Genomic DNA, 26,075 nt, shown 5'->3' with positions numbered 1-26,075 from the left:
GTCTGCCCGCGCTTCCATTTTGAACTCGCTGAGGATCAGTTGGGAAGGGGCGATGTGTAGCCCAGGCATGAAGGTTTCGCGGATCACCTCGGACATGGGCACCGGATCATTATGCGTGATCGCGTCATAGATCGTTGTTGCGCCGAATTCCTGATGCGGATCCAGCCCGCACATGCCGGTTAGGGATGCTTGCGGGTCCATATCGATCAGCAGCACCCGGAACCCATTGAGGGCCAGATAGTGCGCAATGTGGGCGGTGGTGGTGGTCTTGGCGCAACCGCCCTTGAAGTTCATCAGCTGCCAGACCTGCAGCGCCTCCCCTTCCCTTCTCCATGGAAGATACCGGCCTGGTGTGCTGGATTTCTTTTCCAGGATCTGGCGGAAAGACCAAAGCTCTTCGGCGGAATAATATTTGCGCGTGCCACGCTGTTCGGCAGGCTCCGGCAGTGTCCCGTCGCTGTGGCACTTGCGAAGGAATTGGGGAGTGGTGTTCAAAAGGTCTGCGGCTTCAGGAACTGAGAACAGCCGCAGGGTCTTTGTCATGTCAGGTGCAAAAGCCTGCAGCAGGTGCCCCTTGACAGCGTTCGTCATCCGTTCTGAGATCTGCAGCGCCAGATCATCAAGCGCATTTGCCTCAATCGGTTTCATCAAATCCATCCGGTGCTCTTTTTCTGCTCTGGTTTTAGTTAATTTCGACACCCGAAATCAGAAACAACGATTCTGAAACCTAAGTCAAGTCTCTTTGGGGTTGTGGTGTAGGGTGTGACAGCTGTCACACCTGTCCGGGCAAGGGGTGCGTTTAGTCGCAGGGTACAAATTCGATAACGAGTTCGTTTGGAACTTCAGGAGCATCATCGGACAATGTCTGCACGCCATCACAGCAGGGGTGGACGCCCAGCGATTTGATATCGCTGTCGGTGGTGTAGATCGGCAGATCGCCGTATTTATCTTGGGCGGCTTTCAGACAAGCGATCAGTCCAGAAATCTTGATGGTCATGGATGATTCTCCTGGGCGGGTGCGTTTCGGGGTTGGCGGTTTTAGAAATTGGTAATTTTGCCGAGCTGAGCGGCTGCATCGCGCGCCACGGCGCCAGCGGCTGGATCCGCCCTAAGGTAGTCGAGCTGCGCGTCGGTCGGGTTGGACAGGGCGATCAGAAATGTGCGTGCCAGTGCGACAACATCAGCTCCGCCATTGGGCGCAACCTGAAAGGCCTGTGCCGCAAAGATGCCTGCTTCGAACACGGCGGAATGCAGCTCTCTGGCTTGTTCGGTGCGAACTTCACCGGCGCGATAGGCGTCAATCGTCTCGATCAATTCGCGCGCATATTCCCGGTGGTTCATAGTTTCCTCCTAGCGGGGTTTGCTGGGCACACGGCTGATCAATCCCAGCGGGCCAGCCTTCTTGGTTTGCGGCGCTGATGTTGTCGACAACCCAAGTGCCGAACACCTGGACTGCATCGGCTTCCATGCCCGGCTTAATGCCGCCTGTCATGACGGCGTAAACCGTCGCCCCTGCGGCCACTGCAGCGCTTGCTGCATCACTAGGTGGCATCCCGTTGTGCATGGCTTCTGTCAACAGGGGGAGCAGTTTGAGGCGCAGCGCCTCTATGGCTTCGGACTCCGGTCCTTCGGGATGATCAGCCATGGTGTTCTCCTAGTGGTGCGTATTAAGCGCCGCGCTCTACGGCGGCTGGTGAATAGGTTGGCGGTGTCAGGAGGTCGTGAACCATGCGAATGTCGAGGTCAGAGGCTTCGGCATTCAGGGTCACGGATAGCGCCCTTGGGTTCTCGCCATCACGCCCAACGCCCAAGATCCGCAGGGCGCTGTCGAAGAGGGAGCACGGCCACTTCATCAGGTGGTGCTTGATAGCATTTCCGGCACGCGCCGCGGCCTCGCAATGGGCAGCGTCTTTGCCATAGGTGACGACATGCTCAAAACCGTCATCGCCAACTTTTCGCGCCACTACGATCACCTGATCCCAGCCATGGGTTTCGGCGATGTCACGGGCTGACTTGATGGGCAGTTTGACTTGTTCGCTCATAGGGATCTCCATCAAAGGGGTGGCGGTTAGGTGGGCTGGCGATCTTCCAGCGGCACAAGCCAACTGATCAGGACGCCGGTGAAGGGCAGGCCATGTGCTTGCTCGAAGAATGCGCGCATCTCTGGCCATGTCGCGAAGCCGTCGCGCTTCGCCCATGCGTCAAGGTCGGTGTGCACTTCCTGCGGCTCGAAGGTCCATATTTTATCGGCTTCGATCAGGATTGGGCACGCGTCGTGGCATACAGCGTCTCTCAGCTTTCGGCATGCCTTGGTTCGCATCCCGGTATAGAGCTGGAGCTTGTCTCCGCGCTTCGCGTGTCGGCCATCTTTCCGGCGCGCGCGGATGGTCTGTCGCTTGCTGCCGTTTTCGACCGCTTCGGCAAACTGTGGCTGGAAATTGTAGGCAACCATTGGGCCTCCGGGGATGTTATTGGGCTGAGATTAGGATTAGGCTTCGACGTGGTCGGGCTGTCCCGGCTGCTGATCGTCGCGGATCAAACTCCTGTGGATGGTCACGAAGGGCCAATCCTGACCGCTTGCAAGGGCGCGGCGTTGCAGTTCGTCGGCCTGGTGTCTGAAGCCCAGCCATGCGTAAGCGGTGGAACTGGTCGGCGTTTGCCCTGACATGTGCAGAAACTCGCCTGTTGCAGGGTTTCGAAGCCTGAATTTATCCTTGGCGCGCATGTTATCGAGAGCGCGGATCTTGCTGTCTGTGAATGTTTCCAACATTGGATGCAGCCTCCTGCGCTCAGATCAGTGCATCGATCGCGGTGATGGCCATGCCAATCAGGCCGCAGATCAGGAGGGCAGGGCCGGTGATTGTCCGCTCGTATTCGCAGGCGCGGATTTCGGCGGCAATTTTAAAGGCGCCAATGAATGTCAGCAGGGCAAACAGTGCAAATTCCATGTGGATCTCCATCGGTAGCTGCTTCGTGAATTCGACAGGGTAGGGTGAGGCGCGGCGGCAGGTCCGTGAGTGGGTGGCCGCGCCTCGATCGCAGCGCTGCGGCTGCGGCTGCGGTGCAGGGGTCACTCTGCTGCGACATCCACCGGCAGATTGTTGCAGATGCTATCGGCGATGTTGCTGAGCGACTGCCGGCCGGTGTCGGTTGTCTGCCGATACGCGCGGATCAGGTTGAGTTCATCGGCGCTGAATTCCGCCGATCCGCGGCCCGCGCGCTGAGGAAAGAAGCTTTCCACCGGAACATCGAGTACATCTGCAATGTCGAAAAGGCGGGAGGCGCTGACCCGGTTCGCACCAGTTTCATACTTCTGGATCTGCTGAAATTTGATGCCGACAGCCTCACCGAGTTCAGACTGTGTCATCTTGGACAGCCAGCGAATTTTGCGGATGTGCTTTCCAACATGGATATCAACCGGGTGGCTCATGATACTCTCCTCAAGCGGCAGTTGAATGTTAGCGCGGGGTTGCCCGCTGCGATCTATTAGCTATCGCTACTATGCTTTTTAGCTACGTGCAATTGCTAAAAAGCTATGCGCAAATAAAAAAAGCATTCACCAAAATGAACACAGGACTACGATGCGAGGTATGATGAGACAGGAACTAGACTATTGGGCGGCACTGTCCGCAGCGTCTGAGAGTCGGCGCGCTCTCGCGGAGAAAGGCATAACCCTAAGGGTGACCGTGGATGAGGCAGAGATCCACGATTCAATAGCGCAGATCGGGAAGCCATACCTTACACCGTGGCTTGATCCAAAAAAGAACGATTTCACGCCGAACAACTACTTCTGGCTTATTGCCTCTCGCGCAGGCGTCCCGTTGATCGTCGGAGGTGGTAGGTTGGATGTGGTCGGGAGTGATGCCGCAGGGCACCTTGTCAGAGCCTTTTCTCGGGGATACGGGCCTGATGCCGTGTCGGCTGTCACCCCGGAGGTATCGGCGCGATTGACAGGCCGAGTTTGCTATCTGGGCGACCTGTTCTCTCGATCTGGCGCTGGTTTGAGCCAGATCCACAGGCGTTACTTCCTAGTTGTTGCCAACTATATCGGATCGCAGCACTTTAAAGCCGATTGCACCTACAGCTTCATGAGGATGCAGGATGTAAAACGTGGCAGTGCGGATTTGAATGGCCTGGATAAGCGTGTGTATCACCCGTTGCGTTGGGGGGTGATACCGCAGGCCAGGGATGAAAGTGAAATCATCGTTTATCGTGAGGCGCGCGACGACAGGCACTATTTTGAGATTATTACGCGGGAATTGGCGCCGCGTGAATCAGGATTAGAGAGTTGCCCCGATGATCCTCGACAAGAAGTCCAAGCCTGATATTTGGGGCGCAGACTCTGGCTGGGCGTGTGACCATGTCATGTTCCAGAAATGCGTTCCCGATTGCAGTTTTGTCCCTAACAACTTTTCGATGAAACTCTAGCACGTCTTCCCGTTTCCTTTTGGGGAAGTTGTTGAGTTCGGCTTGTGCGTCCCTCACGAACGGGCCGCCAAGTCGACCAGCAAAGAGTGTTCTCCGACCGACGCGGGTAATTACAGGGGCGGTGTCGCCCTCAGTCGGGATCTGATATACATCGCAATCTTCGATCAGTTTATCAAAAGCTTCGTACCTGCCAGCTCCACGCCAGTGGGTTTCCATCAACCTCTCAATTGTTCCCTTGCTTCTCCCGGCACCATTGAAGAACGCCTGAGATTCTACGTCGATGGCTATATCTTCTCCCAAAAGGTGCCCCACGCTTGTCCCCATAGCATCAGCCAAACGTTTAAGGCCGAAAATGCCGGGACCGTTAGGTGAATCGTTAAAGCCCCCACAATGGATCTTCTGAGTGACAGGGCGTGACATACCGCCTGCCCGCGACAGTTCGCTGAAGCTTGTAAACCCGCTGCGCTTGAACGCTCGTTGAAAGCGCTCGGTGAACTTCACCTGAAGAGAAAAATCTGTCATCGAAATACCCGAGTAAGAAAGATGTTGGAAATTTAAATTTCCAACGCGAATAGTCAAGTAGTTAATAAGCTTTCAGTTGTAGTTTTTACGACGGCCTGTAACGGTAAAAGAGTAGGTTGCGCATAGCCCATATATTCCAATAGGTTAAGTGCGCCGCTGGCAAGAACTTCCAATGGTTGTGGGGGCGACAGGCGTTCGTCAGCAAAAAATCTTTGCTGTTACTGAGTTTACAGCGATAGCTGGTTGGGCGAAGTTGCGGGCGAGGTGCTGGGAGGCGTCACATATTTGATTAGCGAAATTGGGAGCGAACATTGAGAGACGATTACACAGAGGCTCCCGACGTCGACCAAGGCTCTATGCCAGTAGACAAGTTTGCGGCGCATTTAGAGGCAGGAACGCTGGTCAAGATGATCGAACAGATCACTCCAACAGGGCAAGCATCGCGTAGAATCTCTTCGGATCCTTCTGCATCAGATCAAAAACCCTATCGAAGTCCTGAGGCATCTCTACGCCATACATAATCCAGGCTACGGAGACGCCCAGCTCGTCACAGAGCGCATGCAGTTTGTCGACCGATGGCATTTGCCCTCGGCTAAGAACATTCGTCAGATAGCCATGGCCGAGACCGGCTTTTTCAACAACGTCTGACTGAGAGCGCCGCTGGCGCTTCAGTTCATCTTTGATGCGTTGCCGCATGGCTTCTGGGTCAAAGGTTGGTGCATTCATGCGCACACCTTAGCAGTAGCTAATAGGCAGCGCACGGTAAGAAATGTTTCCGTTGCTCAGATAGCTAAAAAGCTATAAGCGTTCGCTTATGAGCTACGCATCAGTCCGAAAAGAACTCAGACGCCTTCGTGAGAATTTCGCGCAAGACGTGTTTGACTATCTAATAGCCACTGGGCGCTCTGAAAAAGGGCGCTCATATTTCGGCGTGCTGGCCGCAAAGAACCCAAATCTGATCGCGAGGCTTGAGGAGGGCAACCTACCCGGATTAGACGTCATGGTCCGTGTGTGGGATTACATGGATGACCATCCGGCCCCTGCACCCGAAGGCAGCGCAACTGCAACTGACGATATCTGCCCGCAGTGTGGGCAGGCGTTGCCGAAATGACCCGCAGTCCAGACCTTTCTAACACCGCAGGCGATGAGGCCAGTCATCCTCTTCCCGTCGCTGACCGGGGGCAGGCGCGCCTGCAGGTGGCCCCCATTCACTCCCTCGTTGACTTTGGGCGCGCTGATCACCCGGCGCGCCCCTTTTTGCAGTGGTAGGGCAAATGAACATCAGAATCGAGCGGATCGCCTATCAGATCCACTGGTTGATCCAGACCACGGGCGGCGACTGCACCCTCTCCGATCTGGCCAGCTTTGCCGACGCCAGTCAGGCCACCTGCCGCAATATTGCACAGGCGCGCGGGTGGTCCACAATGTACCGCAAGACGGCGCGCAGCAATTCTGCCAGCCGACGCCGCGCCGGTGATTTCATATCGCCGGTCGATGACAACCTCGCAGCCCTAGATCTGTTGGTGCGCTCATGACCTCGGCGTGGGTTGCAAAGGAAGTGATCGGCGACTGCACCCTGTATCAGGGCGATATGCGCGCGGTTCTCCCCGAATTGGAAGAAAAAGCCGATCTATGCGCGACCGACCCGCCCTATCGTCTGACGTCGGGCGGATCTCGCAAGGTCACGATGCGCGGCAAGTTTCACCCGGATCGATACGACAACAAGGGTGACCTGATGCAGGTGCTGCCCTGGTCGAAGATGCCAGCGCCGATTTTCGCGGCGCTGAAAGAGGATGCCGACGCCTATGTGATGACCAATTCGAAGCACGTCGCGCAGTCTCAGATCGCGTTTGAGGCTGGCGGGTTCAAACACCATGAGCTGCTAACCTGGGACAAGGGGGCAGTTACCCGCCAACCGTTCTATCTGCGCTGTCAGGAATTCACGCATTACCTGTGGAAGGGCAGGGCGCGCCATATCGCCGATGGCGGTGCCAAGACACGTTTTGCCTGCGCCGCCCCGAAAAACCACTGGCACCCGACCGCCAAGCCGACCTCGCTCATGGCGCTGTATGTGCTGCAATCCAGCGATCTGGGCGGCTTGGTGCTTGATCCTTTTGCGGGCAGTGCTGCCACGCTGATCGCCGCCCTGGCATTTGGCCGGCGCGCGATCGGGGTGGAGCTGGAACCGCGGTTCTTTGATCTCGCCTGCGAGGCCGTCCATGCGGCCTATGCTGACGGGTTCGCCCAGGTGCGCGCCGCGTGGGATCGGGACCGGCTGGCCAATAACATCCGGGGGCTGGCCCATGCCGCATGATCCCAAGGTTGAATTCTGCCTGCATGCCTATGTCGTCGCCAATCGGGCGCGCTGTGGGCAGGCCATTCAGGGCGATATGTGGCGGCTGGCAACGCTGGCGCTGGAGCTGGACGCCGGTGACCTCATCAGCGGCATCATGAAGGCCGCAACCATCACCTTCCTCAAAACCGTGCGCGTCAATCGCAAAAAGGCAGGCGAGGATCTCGCCGAGGCGGTCCAGACCTATGCGGATCAGCTGGGCGGTGAGCTGCAGACATACGACTGGCAAAACAGGGCGGATCTGCAATGAGTGAAAGAGCCAAGATCGCCCAGAGGGCGCTGATCAGCATCTGTACCCGGCTGGCCTTTGTCACTGTAGCGACCCGCGACGATGAGCTGTTGGTGCAGCGCTTGGGGGAGCTATTGCCCGACTGCTATGTCTGCACGGCCCCGGTGGCTCCTGTGCGAAGCGCCGCCGAACGGCTGGTGCATGCCAGTACGGCCCGTTCCCGATCACTCGCCGAGCTGGCGCTCTACAGGGCTGTGGTTGACTACCACGCGCTGGCTGCAAATGCGCTGATTGATGAATGGCTGAAGGGCAGGGGGAAGGCATGAGTTTTCCCGATGATCCCCGGATTGATCAGGCCAAACAGCTATCAGTGCGCGAGGTGCTTGAGCGCCTGAATGTGTTTGACCTGAAAGAAAACCGCCGCCGGGATGAGATGTTTGGCCCGTGCATTGCCTGCGGTGACGCTGGCCATAACCCAAAGAGCGGCCCACCGGATCGGTTCAATATCAATCTGGTCTCCGGAGCCTTCTTCTGCCGCAAATGCGGGCTGGTGGGCGGCGATGTCATTCACCTGGTTCAGCAGAAAGAGGGCATATCCTTTAAGGACGCGCTGTCTTGGTTGTGCGGTGAACAGGTCGACGTCGATCCAGAGGAACGCCAGCGGTTGCGCGATGAGGCAGAGCGCAAAGCGCGCGCGCAGGCCAAGCGGCAGAACACCTATCGGCAACGCAAGATCAATGCCGCGCGTTACATCTGGCAGGACGCAGGGAGCCATGATCGGGCGATGGTGGGTCGCTATTTCGAAGCGCGCGGCCTGCCGTCTGATGTGAGCGCGTTGCCGGTTCGTTTCCTGCCAGATCATCCCTATGAGATCTGGCGCAAAGAAGGGGTCAAAGGCGATCAGAAATGGGTCCGTCATGTGCCGCATAGCGGTCCCTGCATGATCTGTCCGATCGTTGACTGGTCCACGAATAGCGTCATGGCCGTGCATCAGACGTGGATCAATCCGCAGCCCCCACATGACAAGGCGGTGATCATTTTCGAAGGCGAACAGGTCAATTCGAAACTGGTGCTGGGCAGCATGAAAGGCAATTTCATCCCCCTCATTACGCCGCAGGGTACTGACACCATGATTTGCGCAGAAGGTGTCGAGACGCTGCTCTCTGCTTGGCTGGCGCGACCTGATCGATATCGGTCTGCTGCTGCCTGGGCCGGGGTCAGCCTTGGCAATATGGCGGGCAAGATGGAACGCAGCAGCAAGCGCGGCGTCCCGTCCGGCATTCCGAAACTGGACATTGATGAACCGGCGTGGGTGCCGCCGCCCTGGGTGAAGCGCCTGATCTTTGTCCAGGACGGTGACAGCGATCCGGAGGCGACCCGTGCGCTGTTGATGAGTGGGCTGCGTCGTGCGCGCCATGTGTACCCCAAGATTGAAATCAGCATCGTCAGCGCCCCGCCTGGGTTGGACATGAACGACGTGCTGCGGGCTAAGAAAAAGAAGAACAGGACGAACACCGATGACTGATGATTTGGGTGGTATTCGGGCGCTATGGGATCAGGAAGAGCGGATCGAGGCTGGCGCGGGCGCTGCCGATCCGGAGCCTGTTGCGGCGGATGAAAGCGACTGCGGCGATGATCGGTTTCCCCCGCCCGCTGATCAGGATCCCCGCACCCCGGACCCGTCACCGCCGGAAATGAACGGGGCACTTCTGCCCCTGAATGACACCGGAAACGGTCAGCGGTTCGCGCTCTACTGCGGCAACGATGCGATCTATGTTCCGCGTGTCGGCTGGCACGTCTGGGACGGCAAGCGCTGGAAGCTGGATCCGGACAATATCGCTGTGCGGCGACACGCCCAGAACATTCACGAACAGATCGAGAAAGAGATTCCTTATCTGCAGCTTAACTCTGCTGAGCAACGGCGGGTTGATAAGCTGGATTCTGTGCGCCTCGAACTGCGCGAATTTGATCGCATCCATGCCGAGTTGTCGGACGAAGAGCGGCTGAAAAAACGGCAGGAGCTGGCGTCTGAAAAGGATAAGCTGAACAGCGAACTTTGGGGTAAGGGATCGACGCGGCAAAGGCACAAGACCTTTGCCCGATCGGCAGGCAACAGCAATTCCATCAAGAATATGCTGGGAGAGGCTGTCACCACGTTGCACCGCGATGTTGAGGATCTCGACGCCGATGCTCTGACCGTCAACACTGAAACGGGAATCCTACGTTTCAGTGTGCTGGACATGCGCGATGAGGGGGGCGGTAAACAGGCCAGTGTCACCCTGCTACCCCATGATAGATCCGTGACGATCGAGGGGCGCAACCGCCCCCAGTACATCACCAAGATGATGCCGGCCGAGTATGAACCTGATGCCAAATGCCCCAGGTTTGAGGCGTTTCTCGCGCGGGTTCAGCCCGATCAGGATATGCGTCTGTTTCTGCAGCGCTGGTTCGGTCTGTCGATGACGGCGATGCCCATTCAGAAATTCCTCTACTGCTACGGTATGGGGGCTAACGGCAAGTCACTGCTGGCCAATCTCATGCGCCGCATGATGGGTGACTATGCCACGATGGTTCGGATCGAAAGTTTGACCGGGAAGAACCGCAAGTCAGGGTCCGACGCTACTCCGGACCTCATGCGGCTGATTGGCGCGCGGGCCGCGATCACAAACGAACCCGAAGAGGGGGAGCGCCTGCAGGAACAGAAGGTCAAAGAGATGACCGGCGGCGATGAGATGCTGGTGCGCAACCTGCATTCCGATTTCGTGGCCTTCACGCCCTATTTCAAGCTGACCTTTACCGGCAACCACAAGCTGGAAATTCGGGGCACGGATGACGGCATTTGGCGGCGACCACTGCTTTGCCCCTTTGACGTCCAGATCCCGGAAACTGAGCGCGATGAAAAGCTCGGTGACAAGCTGTTTGATGAGGAGCGATCTGGCATCCTGAACTGGATGATCGATGGGTTGCTGGACTATCTGGAAAGCGGTCTGCAGGAGCCTGCGCAGGTCTCGGATGCTACAGAACAATACCGTAAGGATAGCGATCCTATTGGGGATTTCCTTGCCACCGCCTGCGACATGACCGGCGGATCTGACTTCCTGTCTGCGCGCACGCTCGTTGATGCCTGTTACCTGTACCTGTTGGAAAACACCTCTCATGCCTGGCAGCCGGGTAATCTGCAGAGGAAGCTGAAGGAGCGAAACGGCAAATACAGGCACCCGGCTACAGGCAAGACCTATACGCGCCACAAACGGAACGGCACTTGGGGATATACCGGCGTTCGGCTGACCACTGAGTTTCAGGAGAAGCTGAAGTATGCCCCCAGAGACCAAAAGGGCCTGCCTCAGCTCCGCAATGATGAACCCGTAGACGCCCATCCAGCCGTGGACGATTTTCCGGAATGATGGTAGCGGCAGAATATCCGCTTCGTCAGCGCCCCCGCACCCCGCACCCCTTTGGTCATCTTCGAAGAGTTTTGGGGCAGGTCTCGGATTTCTGCCCCAAAACGGGGCAGGTTTACCCGGTGGCGAACTGTGATTTTCCTGTTTCAAGACAGGGCCATATCCCACGGTTGGGGCGGGCGGGGCGCTTGGGGCGCAAATTTCTGGGTTACGTGTGTGCGCGTAAAGTCCGGGGTCTGGGGAATGGTTGCTTTACGTGTAGGGTGATCTTTTGCGCCCTATCTGCCCCGCGTGCCCCGCCCCGCCTTTTTCTCATTCGTTTACATAGGGTTGCTGGGTTTCATTTCTCTGCTGGGTTCTGCCCCGGTTCGATGTGTTCTGCCCCGTCTGCCCCGTTCATCCATACAACAATCAACATCTCGTATTCTCCTTTGAGAATTCAACAAAATATAGAAAACGGTGTGAACAGATGACAGTTCAGGGCAAGAGCTTTCCGATGGGAACGGGCCGAAAGGTTGGAAAACAAGAAATCGATGTCTGGGGTTTGATCTGTTGGGCGTTCCAGCGGGAATGCGTTTCTCTTGATCGGCAAGAGGAAGCGACGGGCGTTGAAAGCCGGATCAACGTGGACCCGATTTATCAGATGGTAGAGATCGCCCGGTTAGGATGCCGTGTGCAGGGCGGTGGCCGGTCATCGGCGCACCATGACGCTGAGATCGTGGCGGGCACGTTGGCCGTGCTGCCGGAGTATTGCGGCGGTTGGGCCATGGCCACCACCATTGCCGAGTTAGCCCGCGCAGGGCGGATGCCAGAGTGGGATCTTAAGGCGGAGGTGGTGCCGATCGAAACCACAACCAACCAGTTCGGTGTCCGCGCAAGAACCAATGACGCAGCAGAGCTAGGCCGTGAAGGCTGGCCAAATCACAAGCGCATCAACCGCAAGGGTCGGGTGGTCACCGAGAAGACACTCTATTGCCCGGTGGTGATTCGGCCTACTGCTGGACAAATCGGGCGCGCGCGCCGCCTCTATCTCAATTGGTATGGCGCATTGTTGGATCTCAAAAGCGCCTTGCAAATAACGCATCTGACGGCCTTCACCGTCACCGATCGCATGCCTCCCCGCACACCATGGGGAGAAATCAGCTTGACGAAATAATGCCCCCATTGACATATTGCAGTCACCACATGTGCGCCCGAAGCGGAGACTCCGCCTCGGGCGCTTTGCGTTTTGGGGGTGTCGATGTCCGGGCTTGATATGAGTTTGCACATGGACACCAGCGATTTCATCAAGGGATCTGATGAAATCCAGCGCAAGCAACTGCCGATGGCAACGGCGTGGGCCTTGAATGACACGGCACAGGAAGTGCTGGAGCATATCCAGCACCGGATGGAGGTGGTCTTTGATGAGCCGACGCGGTTCACAAAGAATGCGTTCCATGTGTGGCGGGCCAAGAAATCCAACCTGGTCGCCAAGGTGCAAGAGCGGCCATCGGTAGGCAGCAAGCACTATCTGAAGGTGCAGGAACGCGGCGGGCGCAGGCCAAAGACTGGTCTGGAGCGGATGCTTTCATCCTCGCTGGCCTATGACGGGATCTTAGCCGCAATCGCCCCGGCGGCTGGTGCCAAGCGCAACCGCTTCGGCAACTGGGCACCGGGCCAGCGCAATCAAGCGATCTCGGCCATCAAGGGTTGGAGCGAAACCGGGTACAAGGCCAACACCACCAAAGACAGCGCGGCCCGCAACCGATCGCGCGCCGCGTATTTCGTGCCGCAAAAGAGTTCGAAGCTGACGCCCGGTATTTACAAGCGCACGGGCAGGGGGAAGCGGGAAAAGGTTGTGAAGATCGCCAACTTTCTGGACAGCCTGCCGAGCTATTCGGAGCGGCTTGGCTTCCATGATGGTGCTGAGCAGGTGTTTGAGAGCCGGTTCCCGATGTACTTCAGGCGCGCCTTCAAAAAAGCGATGGCCACCCGTCGATAGGCCCTTGGGTCCTTCCTGGGGATTGGCTGCACGCGGGTAATTCGCACCCCGATCCATTCAAGTGTTTGTTGTTTTTCAATGCTTTGGGTTGTGGTTCTTGTTGATGTTTGAGCGGAGGACGTTGGCATGATGATCCGGCCCAACATGGCTCTGACCTATTCAGATGCCCGACGCATCCACGCGCGCAAAGGCATTTGGATGGTCGAGTATCTGCGGGCACGGCGATCCCGCGACCGATTGATCTCTTTCTTTCGGCGGCAGCATTTCAAATCCAGAACGGAGAGAAAGCGATGAAGCTACTCAAATCCCCTGAGCCTTTGGCCTTCGGAGTGGGTGTCAGCAAAACACTCGGCGGCTTCTGGGTGCAGATCGGCCCTTGGCTGATCGTTGTCTGAGCAAGTGAGAAAGATAGACCGATGACGGAATTGATCACGTTGGACAGCGGGGAGGTGATTGATCTTTCACGCTACCCGTTGCCAGACGGGATTGACGATGAGGTTTACAACATCCAGCTGATGGCCAAGGCCATGAACACCAGCACGGTAACGGTCAACAAGTGGATCGATGCCGGGATGCCGGTCGAGAACCCCGGCGGAAATGGTCGCTCCTACGAGCTGCGGTTTTCTCATTGCTACGCTTGGCGCAAATGGCGAGAGGGAAAGGATCAAGCGGCTGTAAAGGCGAAGGCCAGCAGTGCAGCGCAAAAGGCCATGCTGTTTGTCGGTGAGGATGATGAGGCCGCAGCTGATAACACGCTCTCGGCAAAAGAGGTGCGTGAATGGTCAGAGGCCGTAATCCTGCGCGACAAGGCAGCGTTGCAGCGCGGGGATCTGGTCAAGCGCGGTGATGTTCAGGACATCATGGAAAAGCTTCTGGGCACGGTTCGGCGAACCATCACTAATATGCCGGACTGGCTGGAACAGGAATTCAGTCTCAGCCCCCGCCAAGCGGACAAGGCCCAGACCTATGCCGATGGCCTGCTGGATGAATTGCGACTGCAATTGGAACGGCACGGATATCAGACCGCCGATATCATTGATTTTGGAGACCGTGACACCCTCGCGGAATAAGCCATGCTGGAAAATCGAGATCATGCGCTGGGACAGATCATGGATCTGCCCCCACTGCCGCCGCATGCTAAAGCGGGTGAAGTGCTGGCAGATTGCCTGCCGATCCTGGACGCTCCCAGCCGCATCACGCCGATCGAGTGTGCCCAGCAGAATGTTCGGGTGGAGGCGCGCGGGGTCTGGCAGAACTACGACCCTGACGTCACGCCCTACATGGTCGAGCCTGCCAACACGATCCAATCACGTCTTTACAAGGGCGGCGCGTTTGTGGGGCCGTCGCAGTCCGGCAAGACCATGGCTTTGATCACCACGGCGCTGCATCCGGTCATCTGCGATCCGTCGCCGACGTTGGTGATGCACATGGATAGGCCCAGCCGGGACCGATGGGTTGAGGAATCCCTTAACCCTGTCATTCACAACAGCCCGGAGGTCTATAAGCGGCTCGGCAAAGGGCGGGATGATGACACCTTCAGCCGTAAGCGTTTCCTGGGCATGCGGTTGATGCTTGGGTATCCGACGCCGCAGTGGCTGTCCTCGGCAAAGTACAAGCTGGTTGCTCTGACCGACTATGACCACTTCCCGCCAGAGCTGGGCGTCAGAAAGGACGCGCCTGAGGGTTCGTCTTTCGACATGGCAAAACAGCGGGTTAAAACGTACCTCAGTCGCGGATTTGTTTTCGCGGAAAGCACCCCGGCGTGGCCTGTTACAGATGAAGAGTGGGAGGCCGCTGAGCAGCACCCGCATGAGCTGCCCCCGGTCAAACATGGGATTGTGTTGCTCTACAATGAGGGCACGCGCGGTCGATGGTATTGGGAATGCCGTGACTGCAAAGAGCTGTACGAACCTACCGTAGAGCGGTTGGAATATGACAAAAATCTGCCGCCGATAGCGGCAGGCGAGACAGCTGTGATGGTTTGCCCGCATTGTGGTGGGTACGTCGGACCTCAGCACAAGACCGAATTGAACCGCGCCGCCTTGGCGGGTCGCGGCGGTTGGCTCCATGAGACCGAAGACGGTAGCGGCCTGGTGCCGTTGAATGACAGCCGCATTCGCGGATCCGAGATTGCATCCTGGGCATTGAACGGGGCAGCGGCGACCTTTGCTAAATGGTCAGAGTTGATTTCACGGCGTCTGGTTGCAGAGAATGCCCTCGCGAGGCTCGGCGATGAGGTTGCCCTTGCCCGCTACTATTACACCGATGTGGGCGTCCCTTATCACAGGAAGGTCGACAAGAAAGAGGGCGAGCTGACTGTCCAGTTCCTCAAGGATAACCTGCGCGAGGCAGAGCGTGGCGTGGCCCCATCGTGGACCCGCTTTATCGTGATCACTGTTGACGTTCAGGGATCTTACTTCCCTGTCCAGATCACTGCATTTGGAGAAGAGGGAAAGGCTCAGGTTGTCGATCGGTTCGACCTGACGCAACCGCCCGTAGATGCCCCCAACCGTGGCAGCGGCGATGAGATCCGCCGGTTGGAGCCTGCGCGATACTCCGAGGACTGGAAGGTCCTGGATGGGTTGGCGCAAAAGGTGGTGCCGATCGAGGGCGAGGATTATGGCCTGAAGCCAGTTCACTGCATTGTGGATTTCCACGGTGAACCCGGCGTCAGTGACAACGCAGAGAAATTCCTGAAGCGCCGCCGCAAGGAGGACGAAGGGCATATCTGGCGCGTGTCGCGAGGTGAGGGCAAATTCAAGGTTCCATTCCGCATCAAGTATGCAGAGCCGGAACGGGGCAGCGGCGGTAAGGCCGCGCGCTCGATCCGAATCCTGACAATGGCCACAGACCGTCTCAAGGATACCTTGGCTGTCTCGCTGAAGCGCGCAACCGGGGGTGCGGGGCCGTTCCTGTTGCCAAGCTGGATGCGGGAAAACACCGCACTCTTACAAGAGTTTGTCGCGGAACAGCGCACCTCGGACGGTTGGGAAAAGAAGCCCGGCCAAGTCCGAAACGAGGCGATCGACCTTTCCGTCCAGGCGCGCGCCGGTGCGGAACACAAGGGCCTGTTGCGTATCGACTGGGCAGCACCGCCAGAGTGGGCGCTAGGCGGTATTCAAAACGAATTCGCGGTGGCGCTGTCCGTCGACGAGGGCGAGGCCGCCGCGCCTGCGCGCGAGAAAGAACCACCTGCGCAGCAATTCGTCAGTTTTCTAAGGAGATGATAGGCATGTACTCGCAAGATCAATTGCAGAAACTGAAGGATGCCTATGCCAAGGGTGTCCTTTCCGTGGAGCTGGCGGGCGAAAAAGTCACCTTCACAAGCGGCTCGGAAATGCGCCGGCGCATCCGAGATATTGAGGGCACCATCTCTGGTGGCGGAAACGAGATGACCATCTCCTACGCAACAACGGGGCGGGGTTACTGATGCGCTGGCTTGATAAAGCGGTGCTGGCAATCAGCCCGGAACGTGGGTTGGCGCGTGTCAAGGCGCGGAGTGCGGCCCACACTCTGATGAACTATGACGCGGCATCAAAAGGGCGGCGCACATATGGGTGGAAGTCGCCGGGCACATCCGCCGACAGTGCAGCACTTGGCAGCCGCTCCCGCCTGCGCAACCTGAGCCGGGACTTTATGCGAAACCGCGCCCTGGCAGTGCGTGGCCGGGATGTGACTTCCGGCAATGTCGTTGGCACCGGAATCCGCCCTTCGGTTCGCATGGAAAAAGGGCAAGAGGATCGCGCGAGTGAGGCGATGGAAGTTATCCAAGATCACCTCCTGACGCCTGCAATCGACACTTATGGCGTCAGCGACATCCTCGGCCTTCAGACGCTGGTGATGAATACGGTTTTCACCGATGGCGAAATCCTTGTGCGCCGCCGCATGCGCAACACGCTGTATGACCCAAATCTGACATTGCCGTTTCAGGTTCAGCTCATGGAGGTGGATCACCTTGATGAGAGCATAACCAGCAACGGCGATAACGATGTGATCGAAGGGATCGAGTACGGGCCTACCGGGAAGGCGGTCGCCTACCACCTTTTTGACCAACATCCGGGCGAGGTAGGGTGGCGGCGGCGTCGGAAGATGACCAGCACGCGCGTTCCTGCTGACCAGATCCTGCACATCCGCCGGATTGAGCGCCCAGGCCAGATGCGCGGCATTCCGTGGCTTGCACCTGTCATGACCACCCTTGGTGAGATCAGTGACTATCAGGATGCGCAGATCCTCAAGCAAAAGATCGGATCTCTGCTGGCGTTTTTCGTCAAGTCCGGTGCTGACGGCCAGACCTACGGCGGTGCGCAGCTGAGCCGTTTGGAACCTGGCGCAATTGTAGGGCTGGCAGAAGGGCAGGAAGTCACGGCCTCAGAACCGCCAAAGGTCGATGGCTATCAGGAGTTCATGAATCAGGCGATCAGGACAATCGCGATGGGGTTGGGCCTCAGCTATGAGAGCTTCGGGGATCTGCGCGGGGTGAATTTCAGCTCCGGCAAGATGGGCCGAATTGAGATGGATCGCTTTGTCGAGATTTGGCAGCGCGCGATCATCATCACGCAATTCTGCATGGGGGTCTCGCGTTGGACGCGGGATAGCTGGCGTCTGGTGGAAGCCTCTAAGGGTCTCGCGCCTGTTCCAAAGTCGATCGACTGGACAGCCCCGAAACGTCCGATGATCGACCCGGCCAAGGAAATTGGCGCTGCTGTCGATGAGATCGAAGCCGGATTGACAAGCCTGCAGCGAAAACAGCGCGAACTTGGATACGACCCCGAGGTGATTACGCGCGAACGGGAAGAAGACGCCAAGCGAAGTGGGATCGCAACGGCTCCGGCCAACAGAAACCAGCGCCCCGCAGAGGACGAAACCATCGAAGAGGATGAGGAAAATGAACGGCAATGATTTGATCCTGAACGGTGAAATCGTTCTGGAAGGTTACATCCACGACCATGAGACCTGCGAATGGATGGGGGCTGGGTACTTCTCCAGTCGCATGGTGCGTGATGCACTTTCGTCCTTCTCCGGCGACGTGACCGTGCGGGTCAACTCCAATGGCGGCGACCCTTTCGAAGGTGAGGCCGCGCGGGCCGCGTTCGAAGCCCATTCGGGCAAAGTCACTGTTTTGGTCAACGGCATGGCCGCGAGCGCGGCCTCTCTGCTGATCATGGGGGCTGACCAGATCGAAATGTCCGCCGGTTCGTTCATCATGATCCACGATCCGTCGGGGGGATGCTGGGGCACGGCAGAGGCGCACGAGGCAGAGGCGGAGCGGCTTCGCACCCTCGCCAGCACCTATGCCGACGTCTACGCGGCTCGATCAGGACGTTCGAGCGAAGAGGTCAAGGCGATGATGACCGTCGAGACCTACCTGAATGCGGCGAAGGCGGTAGAAACCGGCTTTGCTGATGCCGTGACCGGCAGTCCAAAATCAGACGTGCCAGAAGATGAGGCATTGGCAGCGGTGCAAACCGAAATGGCCCGTCACAATCGCCAGTACCTCATGGCCATGCAGCATTTTCGCGCATTGGGCGGCAAGCCCGGTGCGAAACCACAGGTCAGTATGACCGCTTCACAGGAGGCTCAAGAGATGCCGAACGATACCAATCAGCAGACCCTAAATCCGACGCCCTCGGTCACGCCGCCTGAAGGTGCCGCGCCGGAAACCACCATGACCAGCACGCCCGAAATTGAACAGGCTGTGCAGGCAGAGCGCCAGCGTCAGACCGCCATCCGCACGATGGCAGCACCGTTTCGTGACGCAGGCCAGTTGGCGCAGATGCAGATCGACGCTGTTATTGATCAGGGCCTCACTGTGGAAGCCGCAGGCGCACGTTTCATGACCCTTATGGCGGCAACGCCTGATCGCGTTGTGCCGGCCGCTCCCATTGGCGGGCGTCAGGATGAAACCGAAACCCGTATGGAAGGCATGATCCAGGCGCTGATGTCCGACTATACCGGGCCGGGTGAGCAATTCCGTGGCATGCGGGTGCGGGGCCTTGCGATGGAACTGGGCGGCGGCTCCAGCTTCGATACATTCGCGCAGGTCCAACGTGGGATGCGCTCCACAACAATGATGGGCGGTGCACATGGTGTCAGCGATTTCGCCTACATCACCACAGAAGTGATGAACCGCAGCCTGATTGCCGCCTATGAGCGGCGCACTGCCAATTGGCAGGTTCTGACAGGCACGCCGATGCAGGCCAGCGATTTCCGCGAGTTGCATGCGGCGCGCTTTGGCGGGGATTTCCAGCTCAAGAAAGTTCGCGAGAACGGTGAATATGAAGAGGCCACCCTTGCGGATGAGGCGGAGGGCCTGAAGGTCGAGCGCCGTGGCCGGACCATCAACCTGACTTTTGAAGCGGTCATGAATGATGACATGGGCGCGTTCAATCGCATTCCCACGGATTTTGCGATGGCCGCGCGGCTCATGGAAGCGTCCATGGTCTGGGCACTGCTGCGCTCCAATGCGGTGCTGAAATCTGACAAAACCGCGCTGTTCCACGACAAGCACAAGAATATTGCTCCGGCAGGTGCGATTGGTGCTGAGAGCGTCGGCAAAGCCCGCAAGCTGATGTGGGAACAGAAAGCCTTTGGCTCTGCGGATGGCGCTGAGGACTTCCTGATGATCGAGCCTGATCTTCTGATTGTTCCCCCGGCGCTGGAAACGGATGCAGGCAAATTCATCGCTGACGTGACCCCGGCAAAAATGTCGGATGCGAACCCGTGGCGCGCTACGCTAACGCCGGTTGTTGCGCCGCACATCGGTTCCGTTGCTAAGGGCGGTTCTGACACCGATTGGTATGTCGCATCGTCTGACCTGCCGCCTATCACCGTGGCGTATCTCGAAGGGCATCAGGCCCCGACGGTTCGCACCGTTGAGGGTATGAACCCTGACAAGGTGACGATGACAGCGCGTCACATCTTCGGTGCGGCTCCGTCAGAGTTCCGCGGTATCGTGAAGGTTCCCGGTCAGTAAGCCCGGCGATTTCCCCGGCATGAACTGATGTGACGAAAGGGCGGCATGTGCCGCCCTTCGTCGTTTGCAACTCTGACAGAGGAAGGTTTGTCATGAAAAACTACGTAAAGCCCGGTGATCATCTCACCGTCATTGCTCCGGCAGATGTGAAATCTGGGGGCCTCGTCAAGGTTGGCGCTCTGATCGGTATTGCCCAGCATGATGCCTTGGCTGGTGAAGAGGTCGAAATCGTCCGCAAGGGCTGTTTCGCGCTGCCGAAAGTGTCGGCCCAGGCATGGGCGCAGGGCGCAAAGATCTACTGGATCGCAGCCGACGCCAAATGCACGACTACAGCCAGCGGAAACACCTTGATCGGCGCTGCTGTTCTGGATGCTGCAGACCCGTCTGACAGCGGGTTGGTTCTTCTGGACGGCGTGATCCGCTAAACCAATGAGCCATTTCTTTGATGGCATGGCCGGATTGCTGAATGATCTGTTTGGTGATCCGGTTCAGATCACACGCGCAAACGGTGATGTTAGCACCATACAAGGTGTGTTTCGTCGCGATCCAATTGAGGTGGCTGGCGATGATGGGTTTCCGGTTCTGATCATGAGTCCAACCCTGAAGGTGCCTCAGACCACCCGCCTAGCCTATGGCGATTTGGTCGAGCCGTCCATCGCACCCGGTGCGCGTTTTGTGGTGAATAGCGGCGAGCCAAGTCCGTCACCGTCAGCAGATCGTATGGTGGTCTATGAGCTGGAGCTTGAACTATGACGACAAAAATCGCTGAGACCCTTGCGACCGTGCGCGCAACGATAACAGCTGACCCGCGCTTTGCAGGGTTCCGCCAGTTTGGAATATGGGACAAGCGCATCAATGAGGATTCCCTGCCCGCCTTCGGTGTCGGGGTGCCTCGCTGGACGGATGACGACAAAGATACCCTAACCAGCGGTGAGGCGGTGACCACGATTGTGATCGCGCTGAAGCGATCGGATGGGGATCTCGAAAGTCTGGCATTCGAAGATGCAGCGGCGATCAAGGCGCTGTTGTTGTCGGCCTTGGAAGATGAAGCACATGAGCTAAGCTTTCAGGAGGCGACCTATCAGGAGGACACCGCCGGGGAGAAACCCGTTTCCACTCTCTCGATGATGTTCTCTTTCACCTACTGGCCCGCAGTTCTGTAGGCCAGCACATGCCCGCACAGGCGGGAAATCCGACATAGGAGAAGAATGATATGTCAAGCAGCGGAGCAATTCGCGGCAGGGGTTCATCTGTACGCGTAGGCGTCGGCGATCCTGTCGCATGGACCAAATTGGCCGGGATCGAGGCTTTTGATTTCCCCGACCAATCCCGCCCGGAATTGGATGTGACACATCTGGACAGCCCAAACGATACCGAGGAGGCCATTCCAGGGATGCGCCCGGTGGCGGTTTGGACTGTCGATATGCACCACGTTGAGGGGAGCGCTTCAGAAGTGTTGTTATCGGGGTTGGAAGACACCGGCGAGCCGATGCAGCTGGAATTGAAGACTGGCGGCGCTGCGGCCACCCCGAAAGTCTTTGCAGGCTACGTCAAAGGCTACACTCCCAAAGGGATTGGCCCCAAGGGTGTCCAGATGGCTGCCCTGAGTATCCTTATTCAAGCCAAGATCGAAGGGTGAAAGGGTATATGGCCGACTATACACGAGGTGAAGTGAGCGGGCGCGTGCGTGGGCGCGTCAAAACCCTGTGCCTTGATATGGCAGCACTTGAGCGGTTTGAAGCGTTACAGGGCCAAGAAGCGTTTTCTGCAATCGAAGAAATGCGCGGTGATGATGCCGGGTTTGCGACGCTACGCCGACTGGTGCAGTCGGCAATGGCCAAGCACCACCCGGACGCCACACTGGCAGAGGCGCAAGCATTCATTGCCAAGCATGCTGACAAAATCCGGGAAATGCTTCAGCGGGCACTACCGGAGCCTGAGACGGATGAGGACGTGGCAGAGGCCGCGCCGGGAAAACCGGCCGGAGCGAAGGGGTAGGGGTCTCTTCGCTCCGGCACGATTGGCTTGATGCCGGACTTGATCCTGATCGGTTCTGGCAGATTACCCCGCGCCTTTATGTTGAAGAGATGCGTTCGGCGGCCCGCCGTCGAGCGCATCAGCAGGCCGCGCTGGCTGAGGCCATGTTTGCCGGATCCCGGATGGAAGGAAAAGACCTTCAGAAATACTGCGACGGCCTGCGAGGTGAAGATCGGACGCAGCCGCCTGAAGCTCTGCCCGGTGCGATTGATGCCGCCGCGCGGGGTCACCCGGTGATGACCTGGAAAGAATTCCTAGCACAAAGGAACACGTGAAATGTCTCTGGTCGGTCGTCTCAAAGCGACCCTCGGGCTGGATGCCCGTGGGTTTGACAAAGGTCTGAAGTCAAGTGAAAGCCGCGTGAAGCGGTTCGGAAAGGCTATCTCCAAGATCGGGGTTGGCCTTTCTCTTGTTTCTGCTGGTGTGCTGGCGGCAGTGCGCAATCAGCTCAATGCCGCTGATGAGCTGTCCAAAAGTGCGCAACGGCTTGGGGTGCCGATTGAAGAACTTTCCGCGCTTCGCCACGCCGCTGATATGTCCGCTGTCAGTACGTCTGATCTCGACAATGGTTTGCGCCGCCTTTCGCGGAACATGCAAGACGCATCCACGGGTGGCAAAAAGACATCTGCTCTGTTCCGGGAACTCGGCATCAGCGTTTCTGATGCCAATGGCAAGCTGCGACCAACATCCGAGGTGATGGCAGATGCGGCTGAACGTCTTGGGGCCATGCCGGACGGGGCCAAGAAAACAGCGCTTGCATTTGAGTTGTTCGGGCGCGCGGGCACCAACCTGATCCCAATGCTGAACGGAGGCCGGGAAGGTCTGCAGGGCATGCTGAAAGAGGCCCGCGAATTGGGTCTGGTTGTCGATCAGAAGACTGGCAAGTCTGCCGAGAACTTTAACGATAACCTCTCGCGGCTTTCCAAGACGCTGCGCGGTGTGTTGTTGCAGTCCATGGCGGCGCTGGCGCCGGTCTTGGAGCGCGTCACAAATTCCGTTGTCAGCGCGTCCAAATGGTTCCGAGATCTGTCACCTTCTGTTCGTCAAGCCCTTGCAGGGTTTGTGGCATTCCTGGCCGTCGCAGGTCCATTGGCTCTTGCCATCGGTGGGGTCACATTAGCGCTGTCAGCGATCGCGGGACCAGTTGTTGCTGTGGTTGGTGGTTTCGCGGCTCTAGTGGCTGGGGCTTCAGCCTTGGGCGTCAGCCTCAGAACCATTGCCGCTGTCGCGGGTGCTGTTGCCGCAGCCTTCGGGATCAAACTGGTTGTTGCGATTGGGGCAAAGTTTGTCGCCTCCGCTGTCGCTGCAACCCGTCAGGCCCTTGCTCTGGAAATGGCTCTGGGGGCAAAGTCCCGTGCCGCCGCTGTCGCGGGGGTTGCCGTCAAGAGTTTGTCGCGGGCGCTGATTGCCCTGCGGAGCGCACTTGTCGCCACAGGCATCGGTGCCCTCGTGGTGGCCGCAGGATTGCTGGTCGACCAATTCACGCATTTGGTTCAGCGCTCTGGTGGTCTGGGAACAGCTCTGTCCCTTCTGTGGAATGTCGCGAAAGAGGTATTCAGCCGGATCGGCCTTGCGGGATTGGCGGCTGTGGATCGACTGCGGGCGGGGTTCTTTGACCTTCAGGCCCGATCGGTGCGGATCTGGGCCGGTATCATTCGAACCGTCACCAGTGCTGCTGAGGCCATTGTCGATTCCGGTATTGGCGCTGCTGAAGCCTTCAAGACCGCATTTCAGGGCATCCCCCACGCCCTCGGCGACTTCATGTTTCAGGCCGCAAATTCGGTCATTGATGGCGTCGAGGGGATGATCAATGCGGTGGTGGGCCGCATCAATAAATTCATATCCGGGCTGAATAGCGCCCTTGCAAAGCTGCCGTCATGGGCTGGCGGTGGGTCTCTGTCGGTCGGACTGGTAGGGGAGGTCTACCTCGGGGGTGTCGACAATCCGTTTGCCGGTAAGGCTGCGGGAATGGGGCAGGCGGCGCAGGATGCCTATGACGCGGCGCAGGGGACCAGCGACTTTGGTGGTCGGGCGAATCGTCTCGAAGCTCTTGCATCTGGTATCGACACCAGCGCGGCTGCTGCCCGCGCCGCAAGCGATGTTCTCCTTGATATGGCTACAGCGCCATTGACCAGCATCGATGCGTTGCGCGAGGCGATGCAGGAAACCGAGGGGGATATTGACAGCACGTCGGAGGCCACAACCCGGCTACAGCAGGAGCTGGATAAGCTCGGTAATGGCGGCGGTGGTGCTGGTGGTGCTGGCAAGGGAAAGAGCGGCAAATCCATCAAGGAAAAGCTCAGTGAGCCGTTCAAGTACCTAAAAGAAAAGGTCAAAGGATTTTCCGATTCACTTGCGGGCGCAATCGTTCAGGGCCAAAGCCTTGGCGATGCCATGCGGGGCGTATTCCAGCGGATGGCGCAGGATCTCATTGCCAGTGGCATTCAGCGGCTGATGATGAACCTGTTCAACTTCGGGGGCGGCGGCGGCAAGATCTTTGGATCGCTTCTGGGGTCGATCTTTAAAGTTCCCTCCTATGCCTCCGGCACCATGAACCACCCCGGAGGTATCGCGCAGGTCTTTGAGGAAGGTGGCGAGCTGATCAACCTGCCCAGTGGTGCGCGGGTTATCCCCCACGATCTTTCGCGCATGATGGTGACTGCTGCGGGGAAATCGGCGGGGGCCTCGGCGTCCTCTGATCTTTCCAAAGTGCAGACGCAAGAGGTGGTTGTCCGCCTGTCCCAATCCGCCATGCGGTTGAGCGATGACGGGAAAATCGTCGCGGAGATCGGTTTGCAGACGGATCAGAAGATTTCACGCGCGGCTGAAAACGCGGATCGCGCCTTGCCGCAGAAGGTCCAGCAGATCAACCAGAGACCAAGGGATCGCTACACATGAGCAATCAACCACCCCTCGCGCTTTCGGAGTTTTGGGACAAGCTGCGTTTTCGGGCGATCACCTTTGATTTGCCCGATGATCAGACAGGGACAGGCACCGGCAGCGGCGAGGTTCTCAGGGCCAGCCGCCGCGACGTGCTATGGCAGGGCAAGGCGGCTGTGACGCTCAATCGCCATGACGCGCAGGATGGAATAAAAGCGCTCATGGATGAGATCCGCCATGGCAGCGCGCGTTTCCTCGTCAGCGACCCAAAGCGCAGAGGGCCGCAGTCGGATAAGCTGGGCACCCTTCAGGGCAACAGTATCGCAACCGTGCATTCCTTCGACCTGGGGGATCGCCGCAAGTTGGTCCTGCGCGGTCTCCCGGCAGGATTTGAGCTGCGCCCCGGTGATCTGTTGTCGATCGAGTACGGCGCTGCCCCTGTCCAGCATTTTCTGGCGCGCATCCAGCGCGGCGGGGCTTTCGCAGGCAATACACCGCAATGCGAGCTTAGGGTTTTGCCGTTCTTGCCGATTGGCTTGGAAGTCGGGCAGGTCGTCACGCTGCGCAGTCCTGTTTGCAAAGCTTCTTACGTGCCTGATTCCTATACCCCTATCGAAAGACTGCCGGGATACGACGGCGGCTTTGAATTCAAGTGGAGGCAGACCTACCGATGAGCTGGCCAGTTTCCCAACGCAGGGACCAATACAACCGCGTCTTGATGTGGGTTGAGGCAAAAGAGCATCTGACCGGCGACCCAAAGCCGCTTGGTATCTGGGACGGTCGGGATCATCAGCAATTTGAGATCGATGGTGAGATCCGCGCGTTCTTCGGCGCGGGGAACATTCAGCAGCTCAAAGCCTTCACTTCTGAGGCCGGGTTGGTGATCCAGAACTATGGCCTGGATCTCGCGGCGTTTTCGCCGGAGGTGCGCGCATTGGTTCGCGCGCGTGATGTCCGCTTCGCGCGTGTTCAGATCTATTTGGTTGCCTTCGATCCGAAGACCGGCGCACAGCTTGGCCTGCACAGAGTGTTCAGTGGCGTCATTGATGGTGCGCCCGAGGAAATCGGGGCGGCTGGCGGCGACGCGCTGGTGAAGCTTAATCTGGTCTCCAATGCCCGCTTGTTGACGCGCAAAGCACCTGTTCTCAAATCGCAGGCTGCACAGTCCAAACGCGAAGACGACAAGTTCTTTCAATATGCGGATGTATCCGGTGCCGTTCCTGTCTTCTGGGGCCGGTGGCGGCATCGGGACTAACAGAAACTCCACAATC

The 26,075-nt window shown here is 58.2% G+C and carries 34 protein-coding genes; 23 read left to right on the top strand and 11 right to left on the bottom strand.

The features are described from left to right. The 9 genes from VWZ85_RS01310 to VWZ85_RS01270 all read right to left on the bottom strand — a co-directional run. Window positions 1-657: AAA family ATPase (locus VWZ85_RS01310; RefSeq protein WP_416586662.1), on the bottom strand; the 657-nt coding region annotated here is incomplete at its 3' end. 142 nt (window positions 658-799) lie between these two features. Continuing rightward, window positions 800-997, bottom strand: coding sequence for a hypothetical protein (locus VWZ85_RS01305; RefSeq protein WP_416586660.1), 198 nt, complete (start codon window positions 995-997; stop codon window positions 800-802). Window positions 998-1,038: 41 nt separating this feature from the next. After that, entirely contained in the window at window positions 1,039-1,341 is a 303-nt protein-coding gene (locus VWZ85_RS01300; RefSeq protein ID WP_416586657.1) for a hypothetical protein, read from the bottom strand. Continuing rightward, a complete protein-coding gene (locus VWZ85_RS01295) occupies window positions 1,298-1,645 on the bottom strand; it encodes a hypothetical protein (protein ID WP_416586654.1) in 348 nt (115 codons plus the stop codon). The genes VWZ85_RS01300 and VWZ85_RS01295 overlap by 44 nt, the downstream gene beginning before the upstream one ends. A 22-nt stretch (window positions 1,646-1,667) precedes the next feature. After that, window positions 1,668-2,042, bottom strand: coding sequence for a hypothetical protein (locus tag VWZ85_RS01290; protein WP_416549370.1), 375 nt, complete (start codon window positions 2,040-2,042; stop codon window positions 1,668-1,670). 26 nt (window positions 2,043-2,068) lie between these two features. Further along, a complete protein-coding gene (locus VWZ85_RS01285; protein ID WP_416586651.1) occupies window positions 2,069-2,452 on the bottom strand; it encodes a hypothetical protein in 384 nt (127 codons plus the stop codon). 36 nt (window positions 2,453-2,488) lie between these two features. Further along, a complete protein-coding gene (locus VWZ85_RS01280; protein ID WP_416586648.1) occupies window positions 2,489-2,770 on the bottom strand; it encodes a hypothetical protein in 282 nt (93 codons plus the stop codon). 19 nt (window positions 2,771-2,789) lie between these two features. Next, window positions 2,790-2,948: a hypothetical protein gene (locus VWZ85_RS01275; protein WP_416586646.1), complete on the bottom strand. Its 159-nt coding sequence runs from the start codon at window positions 2,946-2,948 to the stop codon at window positions 2,790-2,792. Window positions 2,949-3,070: 122 nt separating this feature from the next. After that, the gene (locus VWZ85_RS01270) at window positions 3,071-3,430 is read right to left on the bottom strand and encodes a helix-turn-helix domain-containing protein (protein ID WP_416586643.1); all 360 of its coding nucleotides are present in this window, start codon (window positions 3,428-3,430) and stop codon (window positions 3,071-3,073) included. 256 nt (window positions 3,431-3,686) lie between these two features. Here VWZ85_RS01270 and VWZ85_RS01265 point away from each other — a divergent pair, with 256 nt between their 5' ends. After that, on the top strand, window positions 3,687-4,325 hold the full coding sequence (locus VWZ85_RS01265) for a hypothetical protein (RefSeq protein ID WP_416586640.1): 639 nt from the start codon (window positions 3,687-3,689) through the stop codon (window positions 4,323-4,325). Here VWZ85_RS01265 and VWZ85_RS01260 read toward each other — a convergent pair. Then, window positions 4,249-4,950, bottom strand: coding sequence for a hypothetical protein (locus tag VWZ85_RS01260; protein WP_416586638.1), 702 nt, complete (start codon window positions 4,948-4,950; stop codon window positions 4,249-4,251). The genes VWZ85_RS01265 and VWZ85_RS01260 overlap by 77 nt on opposite strands. 420 nt (window positions 4,951-5,370) lie before the next feature. After that, entirely contained in the window at window positions 5,371-5,676 is a 306-nt protein-coding gene (locus tag VWZ85_RS01255; RefSeq protein ID WP_416586635.1) for a helix-turn-helix domain-containing protein, read from the bottom strand. An 88-nt stretch (window positions 5,677-5,764) separates the two neighbouring features. Between VWZ85_RS01255 and VWZ85_RS01250 the strand changes: the two genes are divergently transcribed. The 22 genes from VWZ85_RS01250 (at window position 5,765) to VWZ85_RS01145 (ending at window position 26,059) form a co-directional block, all read left to right on the top strand. Then, window positions 5,765-6,061 (top strand): hypothetical protein, encoded by a 297-nt coding sequence (locus VWZ85_RS01250; RefSeq protein ID WP_416586632.1) that lies wholly within the window; start codon window positions 5,765-5,767, stop codon window positions 6,059-6,061. A gap of 163 nt (window positions 6,062-6,224) precedes the next feature. Further along, window positions 6,225-6,485, top strand: coding sequence for a hypothetical protein (locus VWZ85_RS01245; RefSeq protein ID WP_416586629.1), 261 nt, complete (start codon window positions 6,225-6,227; stop codon window positions 6,483-6,485). Continuing rightward, window positions 6,482-7,264, top strand: a complete 783-nt coding sequence (locus VWZ85_RS01240) for a DNA-methyltransferase (RefSeq protein ID WP_416586627.1) — start codon at window positions 6,482-6,484, stop codon at window positions 7,262-7,264. The genes VWZ85_RS01245 and VWZ85_RS01240 overlap by 4 nt, the downstream gene beginning before the upstream one ends. Then, the gene (locus VWZ85_RS01235; protein ID WP_416586624.1) at window positions 7,254-7,553 is read left to right on the top strand and encodes a hypothetical protein; all 300 of its coding nucleotides are present in this window, start codon (window positions 7,254-7,256) and stop codon (window positions 7,551-7,553) included. The genes VWZ85_RS01240 and VWZ85_RS01235 overlap by 11 nt, the downstream gene beginning before the upstream one ends. Continuing rightward, window positions 7,550-7,858: a hypothetical protein gene (locus VWZ85_RS01230; protein ID WP_416586622.1), complete on the top strand. Its 309-nt coding sequence runs from the start codon at window positions 7,550-7,552 to the stop codon at window positions 7,856-7,858. Before VWZ85_RS01235 ends, VWZ85_RS01230 begins: the two co-directional genes overlap by 4 nt. Then, window positions 7,855-9,057, top strand: coding sequence for a hypothetical protein (locus VWZ85_RS01225; protein ID WP_416586620.1), 1,203 nt, complete (start codon window positions 7,855-7,857; stop codon window positions 9,055-9,057). Before VWZ85_RS01230 ends, VWZ85_RS01225 begins: the two co-directional genes overlap by 4 nt. Continuing rightward, window positions 9,050-10,936 carry a phage/plasmid primase, P4 family gene (locus VWZ85_RS01220; protein WP_416586617.1) on the top strand — a complete coding sequence of 629 codons (1,887 nt, stop codon included), beginning with the start codon at window positions 9,050-9,052 and terminating at the stop codon, window positions 10,934-10,936. Before VWZ85_RS01225 ends, VWZ85_RS01220 begins: the two co-directional genes overlap by 8 nt. Window positions 10,937-11,402: 466 nt before the next feature. After that, a complete protein-coding gene (locus VWZ85_RS01215; RefSeq protein ID WP_416586614.1) occupies window positions 11,403-12,089 on the top strand; it encodes a hypothetical protein in 687 nt (228 codons plus the stop codon). Window positions 12,090-12,200: 111 nt separating this feature from the next. Next, window positions 12,201-12,914, top strand: a complete 714-nt coding sequence (locus VWZ85_RS01210; RefSeq protein ID WP_416586611.1) for a hypothetical protein — start codon at window positions 12,201-12,203, stop codon at window positions 12,912-12,914. A gap of 416 nt (window positions 12,915-13,330) precedes the next feature. Next, on the top strand, window positions 13,331-13,984 hold the full coding sequence (locus VWZ85_RS01205) for a hypothetical protein (protein ID WP_416586608.1): 654 nt from the start codon (window positions 13,331-13,333) through the stop codon (window positions 13,982-13,984). A 3-nt stretch (window positions 13,985-13,987) separates the two neighbouring features. Further along, window positions 13,988-16,141 (top strand): terminase gpA endonuclease subunit, encoded by a 2,154-nt coding sequence (locus VWZ85_RS01200; RefSeq protein WP_416586605.1) that lies wholly within the window; start codon window positions 13,988-13,990, stop codon window positions 16,139-16,141. A gap of 5 nt (window positions 16,142-16,146) precedes the next feature. Continuing rightward, window positions 16,147-16,344, top strand: a complete 198-nt coding sequence (locus tag VWZ85_RS01195) for a phage head-tail joining protein (protein ID WP_416586601.1) — start codon at window positions 16,147-16,149, stop codon at window positions 16,342-16,344. Then, window positions 16,344-17,813 carry a phage portal protein gene (locus VWZ85_RS01190; protein ID WP_416586600.1) on the top strand — a complete coding sequence of 490 codons (1,470 nt, stop codon included), beginning with the start codon at window positions 16,344-16,346 and terminating at the stop codon, window positions 17,811-17,813. Before VWZ85_RS01195 ends, VWZ85_RS01190 begins: the two co-directional genes overlap by 1 nt. Beyond that, window positions 17,800-19,887: a head maturation protease, ClpP-related gene (locus VWZ85_RS01185; protein WP_416586598.1), complete on the top strand. Its 2,088-nt coding sequence runs from the start codon at window positions 17,800-17,802 to the stop codon at window positions 19,885-19,887. The genes VWZ85_RS01190 and VWZ85_RS01185 overlap by 14 nt, the downstream gene beginning before the upstream one ends. Before the next feature lie 92 nt (window positions 19,888-19,979). Further along, window positions 19,980-20,312 carry a DUF2190 family protein gene (locus VWZ85_RS01180; RefSeq protein ID WP_416559131.1) on the top strand — a complete coding sequence of 111 codons (333 nt, stop codon included), beginning with the start codon at window positions 19,980-19,982 and terminating at the stop codon, window positions 20,310-20,312. 4 nt (window positions 20,313-20,316) lie between these two features. Continuing rightward, window positions 20,317-20,640, top strand: coding sequence for a hypothetical protein (locus VWZ85_RS01175; protein WP_416586595.1), 324 nt, complete (start codon window positions 20,317-20,319; stop codon window positions 20,638-20,640). Beyond that, complete coding sequence (locus tag VWZ85_RS01170) at window positions 20,637-21,050, top strand: hypothetical protein (protein WP_416586592.1); 414 nt, start codon at window positions 20,637-20,639, stop codon at window positions 21,048-21,050. The genes VWZ85_RS01175 and VWZ85_RS01170 overlap by 4 nt, the downstream gene beginning before the upstream one ends. A gap of 50 nt (window positions 21,051-21,100) precedes the next feature. Continuing rightward, window positions 21,101-21,526 (top strand): hypothetical protein, encoded by a 426-nt coding sequence (locus VWZ85_RS01165; protein ID WP_416586590.1) that lies wholly within the window; start codon window positions 21,101-21,103, stop codon window positions 21,524-21,526. An 8-nt stretch (window positions 21,527-21,534) separates the two neighbouring features. Then, the gene (locus VWZ85_RS01160; protein WP_416586587.1) at window positions 21,535-21,885 is read left to right on the top strand and encodes a hypothetical protein; all 351 of its coding nucleotides are present in this window, start codon (window positions 21,535-21,537) and stop codon (window positions 21,883-21,885) included. A 315-nt stretch (window positions 21,886-22,200) separates the two neighbouring features. After that, window positions 22,201-24,822, top strand: coding sequence for a phage tail tape measure protein (locus VWZ85_RS01155; protein ID WP_416586581.1), 2,622 nt, complete (start codon window positions 22,201-22,203; stop codon window positions 24,820-24,822). Next, window positions 24,819-25,478, top strand: a complete 660-nt coding sequence (locus VWZ85_RS01150; RefSeq protein ID WP_416586579.1) for a hypothetical protein — start codon at window positions 24,819-24,821, stop codon at window positions 25,476-25,478. The genes VWZ85_RS01155 and VWZ85_RS01150 overlap by 4 nt, the downstream gene beginning before the upstream one ends. A 206-nt stretch (window positions 25,479-25,684) precedes the next feature. Continuing rightward, window positions 25,685-26,059: a hypothetical protein gene (locus VWZ85_RS01145; RefSeq protein ID WP_416595405.1), complete on the top strand. Its 375-nt coding sequence runs from the start codon at window positions 25,685-25,687 to the stop codon at window positions 26,057-26,059. The last annotated feature ends 16 nt before the right edge of the window (window positions 26,060-26,075 follow it).

The sequence above is a fragment of the Phaeobacter sp. JH20_29 genome, assembly GCF_048056175.1.
GTDB lineage: Bacteria > Pseudomonadota > Alphaproteobacteria > Rhodobacterales > Rhodobacteraceae > Phaeobacter > Phaeobacter bryozoorum.
Note: the sequence above shows the minus strand (reverse complement) of the source record. Positions and strands in the feature narration are given on the sequence as shown.

Coding starts and splice junctions, on each gene's coding strand:
- VWZ85_RS01230 (WP_416586622.1), top strand. CDS start 7,550: ATGAGTGAAAGAGCCAAGATCGCCCAGAGGGCGCTGATCAGCATCTGT.
- VWZ85_RS01300 (WP_416586657.1), bottom strand. CDS start 1,341: ATGAACCACCGGGAATATGCGCGCGAATTGATCGAGACGATTGACGCC.
- VWZ85_RS01165 (WP_416586590.1), top strand. CDS start 21,101: ATGTCAAGCAGCGGAGCAATTCGCGGCAGGGGTTCATCTGTACGCGTA.
- VWZ85_RS01185 (WP_416586598.1), top strand. CDS start 17,800: ATGAACGGCAATGATTTGATCCTGAACGGTGAAATCGTTCTGGAAGGT.
- VWZ85_RS01260 (WP_416586638.1), bottom strand. CDS start 4,950: ATGACAGATTTTTCTCTTCAGGTGAAGTTCACCGAGCGCTTTCAACGA.
- VWZ85_RS01210 (WP_416586611.1), top strand. CDS start 12,201: ATGGACACCAGCGATTTCATCAAGGGATCTGATGAAATCCAGCGCAAG.
- VWZ85_RS01235 (WP_416586624.1), top strand. CDS start 7,254: ATGCCGCATGATCCCAAGGTTGAATTCTGCCTGCATGCCTATGTCGTC.
- VWZ85_RS01220 (WP_416586617.1), top strand. CDS start 9,050: ATGACTGATGATTTGGGTGGTATTCGGGCGCTATGGGATCAGGAAGAG.
- VWZ85_RS01285 (WP_416586651.1), bottom strand. CDS start 2,452: ATGGTTGCCTACAATTTCCAGCCACAGTTTGCCGAAGCGGTCGAAAAC.
- VWZ85_RS01150 (WP_416586579.1), top strand. CDS start 24,819: ATGAGCAATCAACCACCCCTCGCGCTTTCGGAGTTTTGGGACAAGCTG.
- VWZ85_RS01275 (WP_416586646.1), bottom strand. CDS start 2,948: ATGGAATTTGCACTGTTTGCCCTGCTGACATTCATTGGCGCCTTTAAA.
- VWZ85_RS01180 (WP_416559131.1), top strand. CDS start 19,980: ATGAAAAACTACGTAAAGCCCGGTGATCATCTCACCGTCATTGCTCCG.
- VWZ85_RS01170 (WP_416586592.1), top strand. CDS start 20,637: ATGACGACAAAAATCGCTGAGACCCTTGCGACCGTGCGCGCAACGATA.
- VWZ85_RS01245 (WP_416586629.1), top strand. CDS start 6,225: ATGAACATCAGAATCGAGCGGATCGCCTATCAGATCCACTGGTTGATC.
- VWZ85_RS01250 (WP_416586632.1), top strand. CDS start 5,765: ATGAGCTACGCATCAGTCCGAAAAGAACTCAGACGCCTTCGTGAGAAT.
- VWZ85_RS01160 (WP_416586587.1), top strand. CDS start 21,535: ATGGCCGACTATACACGAGGTGAAGTGAGCGGGCGCGTGCGTGGGCGC.
- VWZ85_RS01205 (WP_416586608.1), top strand. CDS start 13,331: ATGACGGAATTGATCACGTTGGACAGCGGGGAGGTGATTGATCTTTCA.
- VWZ85_RS01280 (WP_416586648.1), bottom strand. CDS start 2,770: ATGTTGGAAACATTCACAGACAGCAAGATCCGCGCTCTCGATAACATG.
- VWZ85_RS01240 (WP_416586627.1), top strand. CDS start 6,482: ATGACCTCGGCGTGGGTTGCAAAGGAAGTGATCGGCGACTGCACCCTG.
- VWZ85_RS01190 (WP_416586600.1), top strand. CDS start 16,344: ATGCGCTGGCTTGATAAAGCGGTGCTGGCAATCAGCCCGGAACGTGGG.
- VWZ85_RS01215 (WP_416586614.1), top strand. CDS start 11,403: ATGACAGTTCAGGGCAAGAGCTTTCCGATGGGAACGGGCCGAAAGGTT.
- VWZ85_RS01200 (WP_416586605.1), top strand. CDS start 13,988: ATGCTGGAAAATCGAGATCATGCGCTGGGACAGATCATGGATCTGCCC.
- VWZ85_RS01290 (WP_416549370.1), bottom strand. CDS start 2,042: ATGAGCGAACAAGTCAAACTGCCCATCAAGTCAGCCCGTGACATCGCC.
- VWZ85_RS01225 (WP_416586620.1), top strand. CDS start 7,855: ATGAGTTTTCCCGATGATCCCCGGATTGATCAGGCCAAACAGCTATCA.
- VWZ85_RS01155 (WP_416586581.1), top strand. CDS start 22,201: ATGTCTCTGGTCGGTCGTCTCAAAGCGACCCTCGGGCTGGATGCCCGT.
- VWZ85_RS01305 (WP_416586660.1), bottom strand. CDS start 997: ATGACCATCAAGATTTCTGGACTGATCGCTTGTCTGAAAGCCGCCCAA.
- VWZ85_RS01255 (WP_416586635.1), bottom strand. CDS start 5,676: ATGAATGCACCAACCTTTGACCCAGAAGCCATGCGGCAACGCATCAAA.
- VWZ85_RS01270 (WP_416586643.1), bottom strand. CDS start 3,430: ATGAGCCACCCGGTTGATATCCATGTTGGAAAGCACATCCGCAAAATT.
- VWZ85_RS01195 (WP_416586601.1), top strand. CDS start 16,147: ATGTACTCGCAAGATCAATTGCAGAAACTGAAGGATGCCTATGCCAAG.
- VWZ85_RS01175 (WP_416586595.1), top strand. CDS start 20,317: ATGAGCCATTTCTTTGATGGCATGGCCGGATTGCTGAATGATCTGTTT.
- VWZ85_RS01295 (WP_416586654.1), bottom strand. CDS start 1,645: ATGGCTGATCATCCCGAAGGACCGGAGTCCGAAGCCATAGAGGCGCTG.